A 17,351-nucleotide genomic window follows, 5' to 3' on the forward strand; every position below is an offset into this window, starting at 1 on the left:
ATGCTCCTAGTCGATGGTCACGTAGTCGGGACCGGAGTAGTGGCCGGTCGTGATCTTCTGGCGCTGAAGCAGCACGTCGTTGAGCAGGCTCGACGCGCCGAAGCGGAACAGGTGCGGCTGGAGCCACTCCTCCCCGGCCGTCTCGGCGACGGTGACGAGGTATTTGATGGCGTCCTTCGACGAGCGGATGCCGCCGGCGGGCTTCACGCCGATCTTCTCGCCCGTGGCGCCGTGCCAGTCGCGCACCGTCTCGAGCATGAGAAGCGTGGTGGGCAGGGTGGCTGCGGGCTGCACCTTGCCGGTGGACGTCTTGATGAAGTCGCCGCCGGCGAGAATCGACAGCCACGAGGCGCGCTTGATGTTGTCGTACGTGTTCAGCTCGCCGGTCTCCATGATGACCTTCAGCGAGGCGTAGCTGCCGTCCTCGCGACGGCAGGCCTGCTTGACCCGGGCGATCTGGTCGAAGACGAAGCCGTAGCGACCCTCGAGGAACGCACCGCGGTCGATGACCATGTCGATCTCGTCGGCACCCGCGGCGACCGCCTCGGCCGTGTCGGCGAGCTTGATGTCGATCGAGGAGCGGCCCGACGGGAAGGCGGTCGCGACGGCGGCGACGGAGATCCGGCCCTCATCGGGGTCTCCGTGCAGGGCACCGAGCGCCTCCACGGCGTGGCCGACCATGTCGCCGTATACGCAGACGGCGGCGACGAGCGGGGTGCTCGGGTCGGAGGCATCCGGGGTCTTCGCCTTGGCGACGAGCGAACGCACCTTGCCGGCCGTGTCGGCACCTTCGAGGGTGGTGAGGTCGATCAGCGAGATGATCTTGTCGAGCGCCCACGCCTTCGAGCTGGTCTTGATCGAGCGGGTGCCCAGGCCTGCGGCACGCTGCTCGAGCCCGACCGCGTCGACGCCGGGAAGGCCGTGCAGGAATCGGCGCAGGGTCGCGTCGTCGGGCTCACCGCCCAGCACGTCGACGGCCGTGCGGCGGCCCGCGCCTCGACGGCTCAGTTCTGTGGTGGTCACGTCTCCTCCAAGAGTGCTTGTGCTGTGGTCTCGTCGGTCACCAGGACGCTGCACAGGCCGGTGCTGACGACTGTACGCGCGATGTCGTGCTTGGCGGCCCCCGCGGTGACGAAGATGGATCGGTCCGCCGAACGGAGTCGTTCGAGGTCGATGCCGACGGTGCGGGCGTCGAGTTCGGGGTCGACGATGTTGCCCTCCGCGTCGATGTACCGCCCGAGCACGTCACCCACGGCGCCACGGCGCGCGAGCTCGATGACGTCCTCGGCCTCGAGGTAGCCGTTCTCGACATGCGCCGAGGTCGGGTCGCAGGGTCCGGCGGTGAACAGGAACGTGCCGGCGTGGGCCGCCTGGTCGAGGATGGCCGCCACGGTGCGGTCGGCCTCGATGGCGAGCTTGGTCTCGACGCGCTCGAGGATCGCGGGGCTCGGCAGCAGCACCGCCTGGCCGGCACCGCGCTGGGCGATGGTCACGGCGACGGATGCCGCACCTCCCGAGCGGCGGTTCAGGCTCACTCCGCCGTTGGCCTGCACCACGGTGACGCCGTGCGCCCAGCCGTCCGGCAGGACCTCGGCGATCGCCGTGAGTGTGCGCCCCCAGCTGACCGCGAGGGTACGGGGCACGGGGCGGAGAGCTGCGAGCAGGTCGGCGGCGGCGCGGGTGACGCGCTCGAGTACGGCACCGGGCTCATCCGGCGCGGGCACGACGACGGCATCCTTCAGGCCGAAGCGCTCGACGAGGGCGCGCTCGACGGCGAGCCGGCGGGCACGCGGGTGCACGATCTCGATGCGCACGATCCCGCGCTCGCGTGCGTGGACGAGCAGCCGCCCGACCTTCCAGCGTGAGATGCCCAGGAGTGCGCCGATCTCGTCCTGCGTCTTGTTCTCGTCATAGGAGAGCTCGGCTACGCGCACCATCAGCAGTTCGTCATCCACGGCATCCTCCTTCCGTGTCCAGGATACGTCGCAACCGACGTACGCGCACTCGCTTGCGCATATGAGCAGCCGGATGCTGCGCCGTCGCGCATTCGTTGCTCGCGCGGGTTCTCCCCGGCCCCGGGAACGCCGAAGAGCGGCCCGGTGGAACCGGACCGCTCTTCGTGGAGGCGACGCTCAGCCGCGCTTGCGCGAGGTGAGCACCTGGTCGACGATGCCGTACTCGAGTGCCTCGTTGGCCGAGAGGATCTTGTCGCGGTCGATGTCGCGGTTGACCTGCTCGACGGGCTTTCCGGTGTGCTTGGCCATGGTCTCCTCAAGCCAGGTGCGCATGCGAAGGATCTCCGCCGCCTGGATCTCGATGTCGGATGCCTGGCCGTGCCCGGCCTCACCCATCGCCGGCTGGTGCATGAGCACGCGGGCGTTGGGCAGGGCGAGACGCTTGCCGGGTGCACCGGCGGCCAGCAGCACGGATGCCGCCGACGCGGCCTGCCCGAGCACGACGGTCTGGATCTGCGGCGCCACGTACTGCATGGTGTCGTAGATCGCCGTCATCGCGGTGAACGAGCCGCCGGGCGAGTTGATGTACATCGTGATGTCGCGCTCGGAGTCCTGGCTCTCGAGCACGAGCAGCTGTGCCATCACATCGTCGGCAGAGGCGTCGTCGACCTGCACGCCGAGGAAGATCACGCGGTCTTCGAACAGCTTGTTGTACGGGTCCTGGCGCTTGAAGCCGTAGGCGGTGCGCTCCTCGAACTGCGGGAGGATGTAGCGGCTGGAGGGCATCTGCTGGCCGGCCAGCAGGTTGCCGGCGGCGCGGAAGGTGGGGGTGTACATGTGTGTGCTTTCCTGCCTTACTTGTCCGCGCCGGTGCCGCCGCCGCCGTGCACGTCACTGGCATGCTCGCGGATGTGGTCGACGAATCCGTACTCGAGAGCCTCGTCGGCGGTGAACCAGCGGTCGCGGTCACCATCGGCGTTGATCTGCTCGACGCTCTTGCCGGTCTGCCCCGCGGTGATCTCGGCGAGACGCTTCTTCATCGAGAGGATCAGCTGCGCCTGCGTCTGGATGTCGCTGGAGGTACCGCCGAAGCCGCCGTGCGGCTGGTGCAGCAGCACGCGGGCGTTCGGCGTGATGTAGCGCTTGCCCTTGGTGCCGCTGGTCAGCAGCAGCTGGCCCATCGACGCGGCCATGCCGATGCCGACCGTGACGATGTCGTTCGGGACGAACTGCATGGTGTCGTAGATGGCCATGCCCGCGGTGATCGAGCCGCCGGGCGAGTTGATGTAGAGGTAGATGTCCTTATCGGGATCCTCGGCGGCGAGAAGGAGGATCTTCGCGCAGATCTCATTCGCGTTCTCATCGCGCACCTCAGAGCCCAGCCAGATGATGCGATCCTTCAGCAGCCTGTCGAAGACGCTCGTCGCCATCAGGGGTTCAGCCATGTCAGCTCCTGTTTCCGTGTTTCGGTGATTCGAATCTACCGGCGGGCGGATGACTCATCTCCCGTGTTCGCCGTCGGCATATCAGCGTGGCGGGTGCAGCTCCCTCGCGTAGGCCGAGACCGCCCGCGTGTAGCGGGGCAGGTGCGGAGCAAGCGCCTGCAGCGCGATCGACGTCGCTGCGAGCGGGTCACCAGCGGAGGCGAGCGAGAGCGCCTGGAAGGCGGCGACGGCATCGTCGAGAGCACCGCCGCGCTCGCGCTCGGCTCGCAGCAGATCGAGACTCTCGGCGACGCGGCCGAGGTTGCGCAGGGTGCTGGCGAGCTGGATGACGGCCTGAGCGCGCAGCTGCTCGGGCAGACCGAGCTCCAGCGCACGCCGGTACAGCGGCTCGGCCTCGGTCTCGAGGCCCGCGGAGTCCCTCGCACCGGCGCGCTCGAATACCGCCCGCGCCTCGTCGTCGCACGCGGCGGCGAGCTCGTCGATCCGCGCGATGCGCTCGTGGTCGCTGAGCGACGCGTCGCTCCAGACCGCCTCGAAACGGTCACCTGGGTCAGTCATGGATCTCCTCTGCAGACGAAGGAGGGCGGATGCCGCAGCATCCGCCCTCCTCTCAGCGATCCGGATCACTCGGCCTTCTCGGCCTCGTCCTTCTTCGCGGCGGCCTTCTTGGCCGGAGCCTTCTTGGCCGGCTTCTTCTCCGCCTCGGCGTCGTCAGTCTTCTCGGCGTCGTCTTTCTTCGCCGGAGCCTTCTTCTTGGCCGGAGCCTTCTTGGCGGGCTTCTCCTCGGCGGGAGCCTCCTCGGCCTCCGCCTCGTCGTCGGCGTCGCCGATGAACTCGGACAGGTCGACCGGCTTGCCGTTGCTGTCGACGATCTTGACCTTGCCGAGCACCGAGGCGAGCGCCTTGTTGCGGGCGACCTCGCCGACGAGAGCGGGCAGCTGGCCGGCGCCCTGCAGGGCCTCGACGAACTCCTGCGGAGCCATGCCGTACTGCGCGGCCGACTGGATCAGGTACTGGCTGAGCTCCTCCTGCGAGACCTGTACGTTCGCACCCTCGGCGATCGTGTCGAGCAGCACCTGCGTGCGGAACTGCTTCTCGCTGGCCTCGGCCACCTCGGCGCGGTGCTCGTCGTCCTCGAGACGGTTCTCGGACTCGAGGTGGTTGTGCACCTCGTCCTCGATGAGCTGAGCCGGGACCGGGATCTCGACCTTCTCGAGGAGCGTCTCGATGAGCTGGTCGCGAGCGGCGGCGCCCTGCGTGAAGACGCCCTGCTGGCCGACGCGCTCGGCGAGGCTGGCGCGCAGCTCGGCGACGGTGTCGAACTCCGAGGCCATCTGCGCGAAGTCGTCGTCGGCCTCGGGCAGCTCGCGCTCCTTGACGGCCTTGACCGTGACGGAGACCTCGGCCTCCTCGCCGGCGTGGTCGCCGCCGACGAGCTTCGAGCGGAAGGTGGTCTGCTCACCGGCGGTGAGCGAGTCGATGGCCTCGTCGATGCCCTCGAGCAGCTCGCCCGAGCCGACCTCGTACGAGACGCCGTCTGCGCGGTCGATCTCGGCGCCGTCGATCGTGGCGACGAGGTCGAGCTCGACGAAGTCGCCCTTCGCGGCCGGACGGTCGACGGGGATCAGCGTGCCGAAGCGGGCGCGCAGACCGTCGAGCTCGGCGTCGATGGCGGCGTCGTCGGTCTCGACGGCGTCGACGGTGATGGTGATGTCGTCGAACGAGGGCAGCTCGATCTCGGGACGGACGTCGACCTCCACGTCGACGAGCAGGTCACCGGAGAAGTCCTTCTCGTTCGGCCACTGGGTGATGTCGGCAGCGGGACGACCGACCATGCGGATGCCGTGCTCGGCGGCCGCCTCGCGGAAGAACTTGTCGAGCCCCTCGTTGACCGCGTGCTCGATGACCGCACCGCGGCCGATGCGCTGATCGATGATCGGCGCGGGGACCTTGCCCTTGCGGAAGCCGGGGATCTGCACGTCCTGAGCGATGTGCTCGTAAGCGTGCTCGATGCTGGGCTTGAGGTCCTCAGGGGTGACCGTGATGCTGAGCTTCACCCGAGTCGGGGACAGCTTCTCGACGGTGCTGTTGGCCATGCTGGTGTGTTCTCCTTGTGATTTCCGCGTGGACGACGCGGTCGTGAAGTCTTGAGACCGTGGTCGGGGCGACAGGATTTGAACCTGCGACCTCCCGCTCCCAAAGCGGGCGCTCTACCAAGCTGAGCTACGCCCCGGCTTGAACCCGCGCGCACGGGAACGGCCCCCACGAGTCTAACGGACGGGAACGCCCTCGCCGTCCGCTATGCTTTATGAGGCGCACCGCTCAGCGGCCCGCCATGCGGGGATGTAGCTTAATGGTAAAGCCTTAGTCTTCCAAACTAATGACGCGGGTTCGATTCCCGTCATCCCCTCTGAGACAGATGGCCCTCACCGGACGGTGGGGGCCATCTCTCGTTTCTCACCGGATGCCGCATCACGCCGCTGCGTGTCGCCCGGGTACGACGGAACCCCCGGGGCCGAGGCCCCGAGGGTTCCGGATGCGTGTGTCAGGCCTGACCGCGACGCTCGCGCAGCTGCGTGAGGGCGTCCTCGAGCAGCTGCTCGGCCTCCTCGTCCGTACGACGCTCCTTCACGTAGGCGAGGTGCGTCTTGTACGGCTCGGCCTTGGCGAGGGCCGGCGGGTTCTCCCTGTCACGACCGGCCGGAAGGCCGGAGTGCGGGTGATCGATCGTGTCGGGGATCTCCTCCTCAGGCAGGCCGGCGGCGAAGTGTCGCACCGTCTCGTTGCCGAGGCCGTCCCAGTAGGACACCGCGATGCGGTCGGCGTGGTAGCCGTGGTCCTGCTCCCCCATGGGGCCCGATCCGACCCGCGTGCCGCGGATCGCGTTTCCTCCCGTGGCCATCAGATCACCTGGAACTTCGTGATCAGACCGAGCGCGACGATCACCACGAACCACACCAGGGCGAGGATCACCGTGAAGCGGTTGAGGTTGCGCTCGGCGAGGCCCGACGAGCCGACGGTCGCGGACATGCCGCCGCCGAACATGTCGGACAGGCCGCCACCGCGGCCCTTGTGCAGAAGGATGAGGAGTGTCAGCAGGACGCTGCTGACACCCAGCACCACCTGAAGGACGAACTCGAGAACCACCACGGGATAGAAGCCTTTCGCCAGGGCCGGAAGGCCCGCCTAGCAGTCGATTATAGGACGAGGCGCCGGAGGCGCCCCGTCCGACTCACACGCCGACGTGCTTCTCGAAGCGGACGATCGCGGCGAACTCGTCGACGACGAGGCTCGCGCCGCCGACCAGCGCGCCGTCCACGTCGGGCTCCCGCAGGAAGCTGGCGATGTTGCCCGACTTCACCGATCCGCCGTAGAGCACGCGCGTGCGTGCCGCCGCGCCGTCGTCGAGCACGCGCCCGATCACCTTGCGCAGCTCGGCGCAGACCTCCTGCGCCTGGGCGGGCGTCGCGGCCTGACCGGACCCGATGGCCCAGACCGGCTCGTACGCCACGACGATGTCGGCGGATGCCGGAACCCCGTCGAGAGCCTTCTCGAGCTGACCCGCGGGCACGGCGCTCGCGCCGAACTCCTCGAGGTCCGCGGCGGTCTCGCCGACGCAGATCACCGGAACCAGTCCGTGCTTGAGGGCGGCCTTGACCTTCGCGGCGACGATGTCATCCGACTCGCTGTGGTACTCGCGCCGCTCGGAGTGACCGATGATGACGTACTGCACGCCCAGCTTGGACAGGAACGCCCCGGACACCTCGCCGGTGTAGGCGCCCGAGTCGTGCGCGGACAGGTCCTGCGCGCCGAGTGCGAAGGGGATCTTGTCGGCGTCGATGAGCGTCTGCACCGAGCGGATGTCGGTGAACGGCGGGAACACGGCCACCTCGACCGAATCGCCCTCGTGCCCGGCATCCTTCAGCGTCCAGTGCAGCTTCTGCACCGTTGCGACCGCCTGAAGGTGGTCGAGATTCATCTTCCAATTCCCCGCGATCAGCGGGGTGCGCTTGTTCTGGGTCGCAGCGTTCACTGCCATCCGAGGACCTCCAGTCCGGGTAGCTTCTTGCCTTCGAGGAACTCCAGGCTCGCGCCGCCGCCCGTCGAGATGTGACCGAACCGGTCGTCGGGGAATCCGAGCTGCCGCACCGCGGCGGCGGAGTCGCCGCCGCCGACGACGCCGAGGCCGTCGACCTTGGTCAGCGCCTGAGCGACGGCCTTGGTGCCCGCCGCGAACGCCGGGAACTCGAACACGCCCATCGGGCCGTTCCAGAACACCGTCTTCGAGTCGCGGATGGCGTCGGCGAAGCGCGCCGCCGTCTCCGGGCCGATGTCGAGTCCGATGCCGGAGGCGCCGAACGAGGTCTGCTCGATGGCATCCGCGGCGACCGTCTCGTGCTCGGCATCCGCGGCGAACGCGGAGGCGACGACCACGTCGGTGGGCAGGATGAGCTCCACGCCCCGCTCCTCGGCCTCGGCGATGTAGCCGCGCACCGTGTCGAGCTGGTCCTGCTCGAGCAGGCTCGACGCCACGGCGTGGCCCTTCGCGGCGAGGAACGTGAACAGCATGCCGCCGCCGACCAGCAGGCGATCCACGCGCGGCAGCAGGTGTGAGATCACGCCGAGCTTGTCGCTGACCTTCGAACCCCCCAGGACCACCGTGTACGGTCGCTCGGGCTTCTCGGTGAGACGGTCGAGCACGTCGAGCTCGGTGGCGATCAGGCGTCCGGCGGCCGAGGGCAGGATCTGCGCCAGGTCGTAGACGCTCGCCTGCTTGCGATGCACCACGCCGAAGCCGTCGGAGACCAGTGCGTCGCCGAGGGCCGCCAGCTCCTGGGCGAACTCCTGGCGCGTCGTGTCGTCCTTGGCCGTCTCACCCGCGTTGAAGCGCAGGTTCTCGAGCACGACGACGCCGCCGTCCTCGAGGCCGGCGACGGCGTCACGCGCGGACTGGCCGACGGTGTCGCGCGCGAACGCGACGGGCTTGCCGAGCAGCTCGGACAGTCGCTGCGCGACCGGCTCGAGGCTGTACTGCGGGTCGGGCGCCCCGTCGGGGCGGCCCAGGTGCGAGCACACGATCACACGTGCGCCTGCGTTGATCAGGGCGTTCAGGGTCGGCAGCGAGGCTCGGACACGACCATCGTCCGTTATGACCCCGTCCCGCAGGGGGACGTTCAGGTCACAACGGACGATGACGCGCTTGCCCTCGAGTGAACCCAGCGAGTCCAGGGTGCGCAGAGTCATGTGTACGAGCTTAGAGGCGCTCGGCCACGTACTCGGTGAGGTCGACGAGACGGTTGGAGTAGCCCCACTCGTTGTCGTACCAGCTCGAGACCTTGACCAGGTTGCCGCTGACGTTGGTCAGCTCGGCGTCGAAGATCGACGAGTGCGCGTTGAGCTGGATGTCGCTGGAGACGATCGGGTCCTCGGTGTACTGCAGGATGCCGTTCAGGCGTCCCTCGGCGGCGGCAGCGCGGTAGGCCGCGTTGATCTCGTCGACGGTGAGGTCGTCGCGCTCGGAGATGATCGTGAGGTCGACGATCGAGCCGGTGGGGACCGGCACGCGGTACGAGGAGCCGCTCAGCTTGCCGTTGAGCTCGGGCAGGACCAGGCCGATGGCCTTGGCGGCACCGGTCGAGGCGGGAACGATGTTGATGGCTGCGGCGCGGGCGCGGCGCAGGTCGCTGTGCGGGCCGTCCTGCAGGTTCTGGTCGGCGGTGTACGCGTGCGCGGTCATCATGAAGCCGCGCTCGATGCCGAAGGTGTCGTTGAAGACCTTGGCCAGCGGCGCGAGGCAGTTCGTGGTGCACGACGCGTTCGAGATGACGTTCATGGTGGCCGAGTCGTAGGTGTCCTCGTTCACGCCCATGACGAAGGTGCCGTCGACGTCGGTGCCGGGGGCCGAGATGATGACCTTCTTGGCGCCGCCGGCGATGTGCTTGGAGGCGTCGGCCGCCTTGGTGAAGCGTCCGGTCGACTCGATGACGATGTCCACGCCGAGCTCGCCCCAGGGCAGGGCGGCGGGGTCGCGCTCCTCGAAGACCTTGATGGCCTTGCCGTCGACGGTGATGACATCACCCTCGTGCGAGACCTCCACGCCGAGGGGGCCGCCCACGGAGTCGTACTTCAGGAGGTGCGCGAGCGCGGCATTGTCGGTGAGGTCGTTGACCGCGACGATCTCGAGGTCTGCGTTCTGCGCGAGAGCCGCGCGGAGGAAATTACGCCCGATACGACCGAAGCCGTTGATACCGATCTTGACAGACACGAAAGTCTCCAGGTTCTTAAGGGAGGAAAAGCGGATATTCGTGGACAACGGCGTCCTGATGGGCAAAACGCCCATCAGGACGCCCATCTTTTACGACAGTACCAGCAGACCGGAGGTCTTCTCGCGTGCTGTTTCAAATCGCTGGGCGACGTTCTCCCAGTTGGCGATGTTCCATGCGGCCTTGATGTAGTCGGCCTTGACGTTCAGGTAGTCGAGGTAGAAGGCGTGCTCCCACATGTCGAGCTGGAACAGCGGGATGGTACCCTGCGCGGTGTTGCCCTGCTGGTCGAACAGCTGCTGGATGATCAGTCGGGCACCGATCGGGTCCCAGCTGAGCACGGCCCAGCCCGAGCCCTGGATGCCGGCCGCAGCGGCGGCGAAGTGGGCCTGGAACTTCTCGAACGATCCGAAGAACTCGTCGATGGCGGCCTTGAGCTCGCCCTCGGGCTGTCCGCCGCCGTTCGGGGAGAGGTTCGTCCAGAAGATGGAGTGGTTGACGTGGCCGCCGAGGTTGAAGGCCAGGTCCTTCTCGAGCTTGTTCACGTTCGCGAGGTTGCCGCTCTCGCGGGCCTCGGCGAGGGCGTCGAGCGCGGCGTTGGCGCCGGCGACGTAGGCCGCGTGGTGCTTGTCATGGTGCAGTTCCATGATCTTGCCGCTGATGTGTGGCTCGAGTGCCGCGAAGTCGTAGGGGAGGTCGGGGAGCGTGTAAGTCGCCATGTCGATTTCATCCAATCCGCGCCGCGCCGCGGCGCTTGCCGATCTCTGCGGCGCCGTGTGCACCGTAGAGCAGACGTTTCACATCCTACTGATGCCAACGGACGGGGCGGAGGGAACCTTCCCCGCATGACGACGCCACCCGGCCCGGGCGTGTCGGGGCGGATGGCGTCGGTGCAGTGACTGAGGAAGCGATCGGGCCTAGTCGTCCAGACCGGCGGGGACGGCCGCTTCGGTGCCGGGGATCCCCTCCTGCTGCGCGCGCTTGTCCGCCATGGCGAGCAGGCGGCGAATCCGGCCGGCGACGGCATCCTTGGTGAGGGGCGGCTCGGCATGGTGCCCGAGCTCGTCCAGGCTCGCGTCGCGGTGCGCGAGGCGCAGGTTGCCTGCGGTGCGCAGGTGGTCGGGCACGTCGTCGCCGAGGATCTCCAGCGCGCGCTCCACGCGGGCGCAGGCGGCCACGGCGGCCTGCGCCGAGCGGCGCAGGTTCGCGTCGTCGAAGTTCACCAGGCGGTTGACGCCGGCGCGCACCTCGCGGCGCTGACGCATCTCCTCCCACGCCGCGGCGGTGCGTCGTGCACCGATCGCGGTGAGGATCGCGCGGATGGCCTCGCCCTCGCGGATGACCACACGCGGCAGACCGCGCACCTCGCGGGCCTTCGCTGCGACGCCCAGGCGGTGTGCGGCGCCGACGAGCGCCATCGCGGCCTCACCGGACGGGCAGGAGACCTCGAGCATGGCCGAGCGGCCGGGCTCGCTGAGCGTGCCTGCGGCGAGGAAGGCGCCGCGCCAGATGCCGGCGAGCTCCTCGGGCGACCCGGTGGTCAGCCGGTTGGGAAGACCGCGCACCGGACGGCGACGGGCATCGAGCAGACCGGTCTGACGGGCGAGGGTCTCCCCCGCGCCGATCACGCGCACGGCCCAGCGGGCGCCATCGTTGATGCCTCCGGCCTGGGCGGTGCTCGCCTTGACCTGCGCGATCTCGGGGCGCACGCCGTAGATCTCCGCGAGATCGCGGCTGACCCGGCGCGCCAGGGTCTCGGCGTCGACCTCCGCCTCGACGGCGACGCGGCCCGCGATGGAGTGCAGCCCACCGGCGAAGCGAAGAATGGTCGTCACCTCCGCGACACGCACCGTCGGGGGTGCGTTGCGGATGCTGACGAGCTCAGCCTTGACGTCGGTGGTTAGTGCCACGGGACTCCTTCACGATCCTCGCGTCGGATCGCGACGCAAGGGATCAGCCTACTAGGCCGAGAGGGCTCCCACCGACTCGGCCGGGTGCTCATTCGCGTCCGAGGTCGCGGTGGCGCACGTTCACGGCGACACCGGGAGCATCCGCCAGTCGTGCCGCGAGCTCCTCCGCCATCGCGACCGACCGGTGCTTGCCGCCGGTGCACCCGATGGCGACCGTGGAGTGGCTCTTGTTCTCGCGCTGGTAGCCCTCCAGCACGGGGCGCAGCATCTGCGCGTAGGCGTCGAGGAATTCGGCGGCGCCTGGACGCGACAGCACGTACTCGCGCACGTCGGCATCCTGACCGGTGTGGTCGCGCAGCTCTTCCTTCCAGAACGGATTGGGCAGGAAGCGCATGTCGGCGACGTGATCCACGTCGGTGGGCAGCCCGTATTTGAAGCCGAAGCTGAGCAGGGTCAGGCGGTGGCGTGCCGCACCCTCTTCGGCGAACATGTCGGCGACCTGCATGGCGAGCTGGTGGATGTTCAGCGCCGAGGTGTCGATGAGCAGGTCGGCGGCCTCGCGGATCGGCGCGAGGCGGGAGCGCTCGGTGCGGATGCCGTCCAGCAGCGTGCCGTCGCCCTGCAGCGGATGCGGCCGGCGGACGGATTCGAAACGGCGCACGAGGACGTCGTCGGATGCGTCGAGGAAGAGCACCTTCACGCCGCCGCGAGAGCGCAGCGCGCGGGCGACGCCGGGGAAGTCGTCGAACAGGTTGCGGCCGCGCACGTCGACGACCGCGGCGATCTTGGGCAGGCTGCCCCCGCCCATATCGGTCAGATCGAGCAGTGGACGCAGGATCTGCGGCGGCAGGTTGTCGACGACGTACCAGCCGAGATCCTCGAGTGCATTCGCGGCCGTCGTGCGCCCTGCGCCCGACATTCCGGTGACGATGAGGAACTCGCCCTCTTCCGACGTCGACATCCTCTGCTCCCTTCCCGGAACAAGCCTATCGACTCGGAGCGGCCCGTCCGCCAGCCAGATGGGCGTGGATGCCTGCGGCCAGGCCCGGTCCGATGCCGCTGACCTCGCTGATCTGCTCGGGGGTCGCTGCGCGCAGTGCGGTCACCGAGCCGAAGTGCTTGAGCAGTGCCTTGATCCGGGCCTCGCCGAGACCGGGGATCTCGCTGAGGACGGTGCCGATGTCGCGACGGCGACGGCGGCGCTGATGCGTGATGGCGAACCGGTGCGCCTCGTCGCGCAGTCGCTGCACGAGATACAGCGCCTCGCTGGTGCGCGGCAGGATCACCGGGAAGTCGTCATCCGGAACCCAGATCTCCTCGAGCCGCTTCGCGATCCCGCACAGCGCGATGTCGGTGCGGCCGCTGTCGCGCAGCGCCCGGGCCGCGGCCTGCACCTGCGGCTGCCCGCCGTCGACGATCAGCAGCTGCGGCTTGTAGGCGAAGCGCGGCCGGCGTCGCGCCCCGTTCTCCTCCTCAGGCTCGTCCTCGTCGCGGGGTGCGTCGACCCGGGCGAGGCGGCGCATCAGCACCTGGTACATCGAGTCGGTGTCGTCCGTGGTCTCGGCGATGTTGAAGGAACGGTACTGGTCCTTGCGAGGCAGGCCGTCCTCGAACACGACCATCGAGGCGACCACGTTCGTGCCGCCGAGGTGGGAGATGTCGAAGCACTCGATGCGCAGCGGCGCCTCGTCCATGCCCAGCGCCTCCTGCAGATCGGTCAGTGCCTGCGTCCTGGCGACGTAGTCGCTGGTGCGCCGCGTCTTGTGACGCAGCAGCGCCTGCTGGGCGTTGAGCGTGGCGGTGCGCATCAGCTCGGCACGCTGCCCGCGCTGGGCGACCGCGATCTCGACCCGCCTGCCCCGGCGCTCCCGCAGCCACTGCTCGAGTTCGGCGGCGTCGTCGGGCAGCACGGGCACGAGCACCCGGCGCGGGACGTCAGCGCCGTCACCGTACACGCGCTGCAGGATCTGGTCGACGAGCTCGGCTCCCGAGATGTCGAGCTCCTTGTCGAGGGTGAGCGAGCGCACACCGCGCACGCGCCCGCCGCGGATGACGAAGTGGTGCACGGCGGCGGACAGCTCGTCCTCGGCGATGCCGAACAGGTCCGCATCCTCGTCGGCCGGCAGCACGAGGGCGCTCTTGCCGAGGACCGCCTCGATGGCGGACAGCTTGTCGCGGTACCGTGCGGCCGATTCGTAGTCCATCGCCGCCGAGGCCGCCATCATCCGCTTGGTGAGGTCGCGGGTGAAGCGCTCGTCGCCACCGGCCATGAAGGCGATGAAGTCATCGACCATCGCCCGGTGCTCCTCGATGGTCACGGTCATCGAGCAGGGTCCGCCGCACTTGCCGATCTGACCGGGGAAGCATGGCCGCCCGGTCTGCATGGCCCGCTTGTAGCTGGCGTCGCTGCAGGTGCGGATCGGGAACGCCTTGACCATCAGATCGATGGTCTCGTGCACCGCCCACACCTTCGGATAGGGGCCGAAGTAGCGGGCCCCGGGGATCCTCCTGTTGCGGGTGACGATCACACGGGGTGCCTCATCGGCGAGCGTGATCGCCATGAACGGGTAGGACTTGTCGTCCTTGTAGCGCACGTTGAAGGGCGGATCGAACTCCTTGATCCACATGTACTCCAGCTGCAGGGAGTCGACGTCGGTGGCGACGACGGTCCATTCCACCGACGCCGCGGTGGTCACCATGCGACGCGTGCGCTCGTGGAGCGTGCGCAGCGGTGCGAAGTAGTTCGACAGCCGCTGGCGCAGGTTCTTCGCCTTGCCGACGTAGAGCACCCGGCCGTCGGCATCCCGGAACCGGTACACCCCCGGGTCGGTGGGGATCTCTCCGGTGCGCGGTCTGTAGGGAAGGACGTCGGCCATCAGCCGGCCTTGCGCGCCGTCCGACCGGTCGACGTCTCGAGGATCTCGGCGAGGAAGCGCCCGGTGTGGCTCTCCTCCACGTCGGCGATCTGCTCGGGCGTGCCGGTCGCGAGCACCTCGCCACCACCGGATCCGCCCTCGGGGCCGAGGTCGATCACCCAGTCGGAGGACTTGATCACGTCGAGGTTGTGCTCGATGACGATCACCGTGTTGCCCTTGTCGACAAGTCCGTTCAGCACCTCGAGCAGCTTGCGCACGTCCTCGAAGTGCAGACCGGTGGTCGGCTCGTCGAGCACGTAGATGCTGCGCCCGTTGCTGCGGCGCTGAAGCTCGGTGGCGAGCTTGACGCGCTGCGCCTCACCGCCCGACAGCGTGGTGGCCGACTGGCCGAGCCGCACGTAGCCGAGTCCGACGTCCACGAGGGTCTTCATGTAGCGGTGGATGGCCTGGATCGGCTCGAAGAACTCCGCGGCCTCGGCGATCGGCATCTCGAGCACCTCGGCGATGTTCTTGCCCTTGTAGTGCACGGCCAGGGTGTCGCGGTTGTAGCGCTTGCCGTGGCAGACCTCGCAGTCGACGTAGACGTCGGGCAGGAAGTTCATCTCGATCTTGATCGTGCCGTCACCCGAGCAGGCGTCGCAGCGGCCGCCCTTGACGTTGAAGCTGAAGCGGCCGGGCTGGTACCCGCGCACCTTCGCCTCGGGCGTCTCGGCGAACAGCGCACGGATGCGGTCGAACACGCCGGTGTAGGTGGCGGGGTTCGAGCGGGGCGTGCGGCCGATGGGCGCCTGATCGACGTGCACGACCTTGTCGAGGTTGTCGAGACCGGTGACCCGGGTGTGCTTGCCCGGGACCGTGCGGGCGCCGTTGAGCCGCGCCGCGAGCACCTGATAGAGGATGTCGTTGACCAGCGACGACTTGCCCGAGCCGCTCACGCCGGTGACCGAGGTGAGCACGCCCAGCGGGAAGTCGACCGTGACGTTCTTGAGGTTGTTGGCGCGGGCACCCACGACGCTCAGCATCCGCTTGCGGTCGATCCGGCGGCGCTTCTGCGGCGTGGCGATCTCGCGGCGTCCGGCGAGGTAGTCGCCGGTGAGCGACTCGGTCTCGCCGAGCAGCGCGGAGTACGGGCCGGAGTGCACGACCATTCCCCCGCCGACGCCGGCGCCTGGTCCGATGTCGACGACCCAGTCGGCGGCCTCGATGGTCTCCTCGTCGTGCTCGACGACGATGAGGGTGTTGCCGAGGTCGCGCAGCCGGATGAGCGTCTCGATCAGCCGGCGGTTGTCGCGCTGGTGCAGACCGATGGACGGCTCGTCGAGCACGTACAGCACGCCGGTCAGGCCGGAGCCGATCTGCGTCGCCAGACGGATGCGCTGCGCCTCGCCGCCCGAGAGCGAACCGGCGGAACGGCCGAGGTTGAGGTAGGCGAGGCCGACCTGCAGCAGGAACTCCAGGCGCAGCCGGATCTCACGCAGCACCTGCGCGGCGATCTTCGCCTCGCGCTCGGTCAGCTCGAGCTCGTGCATGAACCGGCTGGCATCGGCCAGACTCAGGTTCGACACCTCGGCGATCGAGTGCCCGTGCACCTTGACTGCGAGCACTTCGGGCTTGAGTCGTGCGCCGTCGCAGACGGGACACGGCACCTCGCGCAGGTACTCGCCCCAGCGAGAGCGCTGCGTGTCGGACTCGGCCTGCAGGTACTGCCGCTCGATGTACGGCACCACGCCCTCGAAGCCGGAGGTGTAGCGCATCTCGCGTCCGTAGCGGTTCTTCCACTTGACGCTGACCTTGTAGTTGTCGCCGCGCAGCACGGCGTCGCGGACGTCGGCGTGCAGTTCGTTCCATGGTGTGTCGAGCGAGAAGTCCAGGTCGCGGGCGAGCCCCTCGAGCAGGCGCTCGTAGTACTGGAAGAGGCCCTTGCCCTGCGTGGTCCACGGCAGGATGGCGCCGTCGCGGATGGAGAGGTCCTCATCCCCGAGCAGCAGGTCGACGTCCACCGACATGCGGGTGCCCAGCCCCGCACAGGCGGGGCAGGCGCCGAAGGGCGCGTTGAACGAGAAGGTGCGCGGCTCGATCTCGGTGAGGGTGATCGGATGCCCGTTGGGGCACGCGAGCTTCTCGGAGAAGGACTGCCAGGCGTCGTCGCCCTCCTCATCGACGAAGTTCACCTGCATGATGCCGCCGGCGAGCCCCAGCGCCGTCTCGACCGAGTCGGTGACGCGGCCGAGGATGTCGGGGGCCGCCACCAGGCGGTCGACCACCACGGCGATGTCGTGCTTGTAGCTCTTCTTCAGCGTCGGCGGCTCGGCGAGCTGGATCAGCTCACCGTCGACGATGGCGCGCGAGTACCCCTTCGCGCCGAGTTCGCGGAACAGGTCGACGAACTCGCCCTTCTTCTGGGTGACGACGGGCGCGACGATCTGGTAGCGGGTGCGCTCGGTGAGCTCCATGAGCTGGTCGGCGATCTGCTGCACGGTCTGACGCTGGATCTTCTCACCGCATTCCGGACAGTGCGGGATGCCGATGCGCGCCCAGAGCAGACGCATGTAGTCGTGGATCTCGGTGATCGTGCCGACCGTCGAGCGGGGGTTGCGGTTCGTGGACTTCTGGTCGATCGAGACCGCGGGACTGAGCCCCTCGATGAAGTCGACGTCGGGGCGGTCAACCTGCCCGAGGAACTGACGCGCATACGCGCTCAGCGACTCGACGTAGCGGCGCTGACCCTCGGCGAAGATCGTGTCGAACGCCAGACTCGACTTCCCGGACCCCGACAGACCCGTGAACACGACGAGCGAGTCGCGCGGGATGTCGATGTCGACGTTCTTGAGATTGTGTACGCGGGCACCGCGGACACTGAGTTTTCCGGAGGAGGCGACGGGAACGATGGGCACCCGTCAAG

At 68.6% G+C, this 17,351-nt stretch carries 16 protein-coding genes and 2 tRNA genes; 1 reads left to right on the forward strand and 17 read right to left on the reverse strand.

The features are described from left to right. Positions 1–6: 6 nt before the first annotated feature. The 7 genes from deoC to H7694_RS09435 all read right to left on the reverse strand — a co-directional run bounded on the left by deoC (position 7) and on the right by H7694_RS09435 (position 5,633). Positions 7–1,023, reverse strand: coding sequence for a deoxyribose-phosphate aldolase (gene deoC, locus H7694_RS09405; RefSeq protein ID WP_193596270.1), 1,017 nt, complete (start codon positions 1,021–1,023; stop codon positions 7–9). After that, positions 1,020–1,955: a sugar-binding transcriptional regulator gene (locus H7694_RS09410; protein WP_193596271.1), complete on the reverse strand. Its 936-nt coding sequence runs from the start codon at positions 1,953–1,955 to the stop codon at positions 1,020–1,022. The genes deoC and H7694_RS09410 overlap by 4 nt, the downstream gene beginning before the upstream one ends. A 177-nt stretch (positions 1,956–2,132) precedes the next feature. Next, entirely contained in the window at positions 2,133–2,792 is a 660-nt protein-coding gene (locus H7694_RS09415; protein ID WP_227468050.1) for an ATP-dependent Clp protease proteolytic subunit, read from the reverse strand. Positions 2,793–2,809: 17 nt separating this feature from the next. After that, on the reverse strand, positions 2,810–3,400 hold the full coding sequence (locus H7694_RS09420) for an ATP-dependent Clp protease proteolytic subunit (RefSeq protein ID WP_193596272.1): 591 nt from the start codon (positions 3,398–3,400) through the stop codon (positions 2,810–2,812). A gap of 81 nt (positions 3,401–3,481) precedes the next feature. After that, the gene (locus H7694_RS09425) at positions 3,482–3,958 is read right to left on the reverse strand and encodes a tetratricopeptide repeat protein (RefSeq protein WP_193596273.1); all 477 of its coding nucleotides are present in this window, start codon (positions 3,956–3,958) and stop codon (positions 3,482–3,484) included. Between the two features lie 65 nt (positions 3,959–4,023). Then, positions 4,024–5,496 (reverse strand): trigger factor, encoded by a 1,473-nt coding sequence (tig, locus tag H7694_RS09430; protein WP_193596274.1) that lies wholly within the window; start codon positions 5,494–5,496, stop codon positions 4,024–4,026. A 60-nt stretch (positions 5,497–5,556) separates the two neighbouring features. Next, positions 5,557–5,633: transfer RNA gene (locus H7694_RS09435), tRNA-Pro, on the reverse strand. Positions 5,634–5,739: 106 nt separating this feature from the next. On the opposite strand from H7694_RS09435, the gene H7694_RS09440 reads away from it, so the two are divergent. Further along, positions 5,740–5,810, forward strand: a tRNA-Gly gene (locus H7694_RS09440). A 135-nt stretch (positions 5,811–5,945) separates the two neighbouring features. Here H7694_RS09440 and H7694_RS09445 read toward each other — a convergent pair. From H7694_RS09445 to uvrA, 10 genes are all read right to left on the reverse strand, one after another. Then, on the reverse strand, positions 5,946–6,302 hold the full coding sequence (locus H7694_RS09445; protein ID WP_193596275.1) for an RNA polymerase-binding protein RbpA: 357 nt from the start codon (positions 6,300–6,302) through the stop codon (positions 5,946–5,948). Further along, positions 6,302–6,550, reverse strand: a complete 249-nt coding sequence (secG, locus tag H7694_RS09450) for a preprotein translocase subunit SecG (protein ID WP_193596276.1) — start codon at positions 6,548–6,550, stop codon at positions 6,302–6,304. Before secG ends, H7694_RS09445 begins: the two co-directional genes overlap by 1 nt. 82 nt (positions 6,551–6,632) lie before the next feature. Next, complete coding sequence (tpiA, locus tag H7694_RS09455; protein ID WP_193596277.1) at positions 6,633–7,439, reverse strand: triose-phosphate isomerase; 807 nt, start codon at positions 7,437–7,439, stop codon at positions 6,633–6,635. Beyond that, the gene (locus tag H7694_RS09460; protein WP_193596278.1) at positions 7,430–8,644 is read right to left on the reverse strand and encodes a phosphoglycerate kinase; all 1,215 of its coding nucleotides are present in this window, start codon (positions 8,642–8,644) and stop codon (positions 7,430–7,432) included. The genes tpiA and H7694_RS09460 overlap by 10 nt, the downstream gene beginning before the upstream one ends. A gap of 10 nt (positions 8,645–8,654) precedes the next feature. Continuing rightward, entirely contained in the window at positions 8,655–9,665 is a 1,011-nt protein-coding gene (gap, locus tag H7694_RS09465) for a type I glyceraldehyde-3-phosphate dehydrogenase (protein WP_193596279.1), read from the reverse strand. A gap of 90 nt (positions 9,666–9,755) precedes the next feature. After that, entirely contained in the window at positions 9,756–10,382 is a 627-nt protein-coding gene (locus H7694_RS09470; RefSeq protein ID WP_193596280.1) for a superoxide dismutase, read from the reverse strand. 198 nt (positions 10,383–10,580) lie between these two features. Next, positions 10,581–11,573: a DNA-binding protein WhiA gene (gene whiA, locus H7694_RS09475; protein ID WP_193596281.1), complete on the reverse strand. Its 993-nt coding sequence runs from the start codon at positions 11,571–11,573 to the stop codon at positions 10,581–10,583. 88 nt (positions 11,574–11,661) lie between these two features. Next, positions 11,662–12,534, reverse strand: coding sequence for an RNase adapter RapZ (rapZ, locus tag H7694_RS09480; protein WP_193596282.1), 873 nt, complete (start codon positions 12,532–12,534; stop codon positions 11,662–11,664). Positions 12,535–12,559: 25 nt separating this feature from the next. Then, the gene (uvrC, locus tag H7694_RS09485) at positions 12,560–14,449 is read right to left on the reverse strand and encodes an excinuclease ABC subunit UvrC (RefSeq protein WP_193596283.1); all 1,890 of its coding nucleotides are present in this window, start codon (positions 14,447–14,449) and stop codon (positions 12,560–12,562) included. Then, complete coding sequence (gene uvrA / locus H7694_RS09490) at positions 14,449–17,343, reverse strand: excinuclease ABC subunit UvrA (protein ID WP_193596284.1); 2,895 nt, start codon at positions 17,341–17,343, stop codon at positions 14,449–14,451. The genes uvrC and uvrA overlap by 1 nt, the downstream gene beginning before the upstream one ends. Between the last annotated feature and the right edge of the window lie 8 nt (positions 17,344–17,351).

Source organism: Microbacterium sp. YJN-G (genome assembly GCF_015040615.1).
GTDB lineage: Bacteria > Actinomycetota > Actinomycetes > Actinomycetales > Microbacteriaceae > Microbacterium.

Coding starts and splice junctions, on each gene's coding strand:
- H7694_RS09415 (WP_227468050.1), bottom strand. CDS start 2,792: ATGTACACCCCCACCTTCCGCGCCGCCGGCAACCTGCTGGCCGGCCAG.
- H7694_RS09420 (WP_193596272.1), bottom strand. CDS start 3,400: ATGGCTGAACCCCTGATGGCGACGAGCGTCTTCGACAGGCTGCTGAAG.
- H7694_RS09425 (WP_193596273.1), bottom strand. CDS start 3,958: ATGACTGACCCAGGTGACCGTTTCGAGGCGGTCTGGAGCGACGCGTCG.
- tig (WP_193596274.1), bottom strand. CDS start 5,496: ATGGCCAACAGCACCGTCGAGAAGCTGTCCCCGACTCGGGTGAAGCTC.
- H7694_RS09445 (WP_193596275.1), bottom strand. CDS start 6,302: ATGGCCACGGGAGGAAACGCGATCCGCGGCACGCGGGTCGGATCGGGC.
- tpiA (WP_193596277.1), bottom strand. CDS start 7,439: ATGGCAGTGAACGCTGCGACCCAGAACAAGCGCACCCCGCTGATCGCG.
- H7694_RS09460 (WP_193596278.1), bottom strand. CDS start 8,644: ATGACTCTGCGCACCCTGGACTCGCTGGGTTCACTCGAGGGCAAGCGC.
- H7694_RS09470 (WP_193596280.1), bottom strand. CDS start 10,382: ATGGCGACTTACACGCTCCCCGACCTCCCCTACGACTTCGCGGCACTC.
- rapZ (WP_193596282.1), bottom strand. CDS start 12,534: ATGTCGACGTCGGAAGAGGGCGAGTTCCTCATCGTCACCGGAATGTCG.
- uvrC (WP_193596283.1), bottom strand. CDS start 14,449: ATGGCCGACGTCCTTCCCTACAGACCGCGCACCGGAGAGATCCCCACC.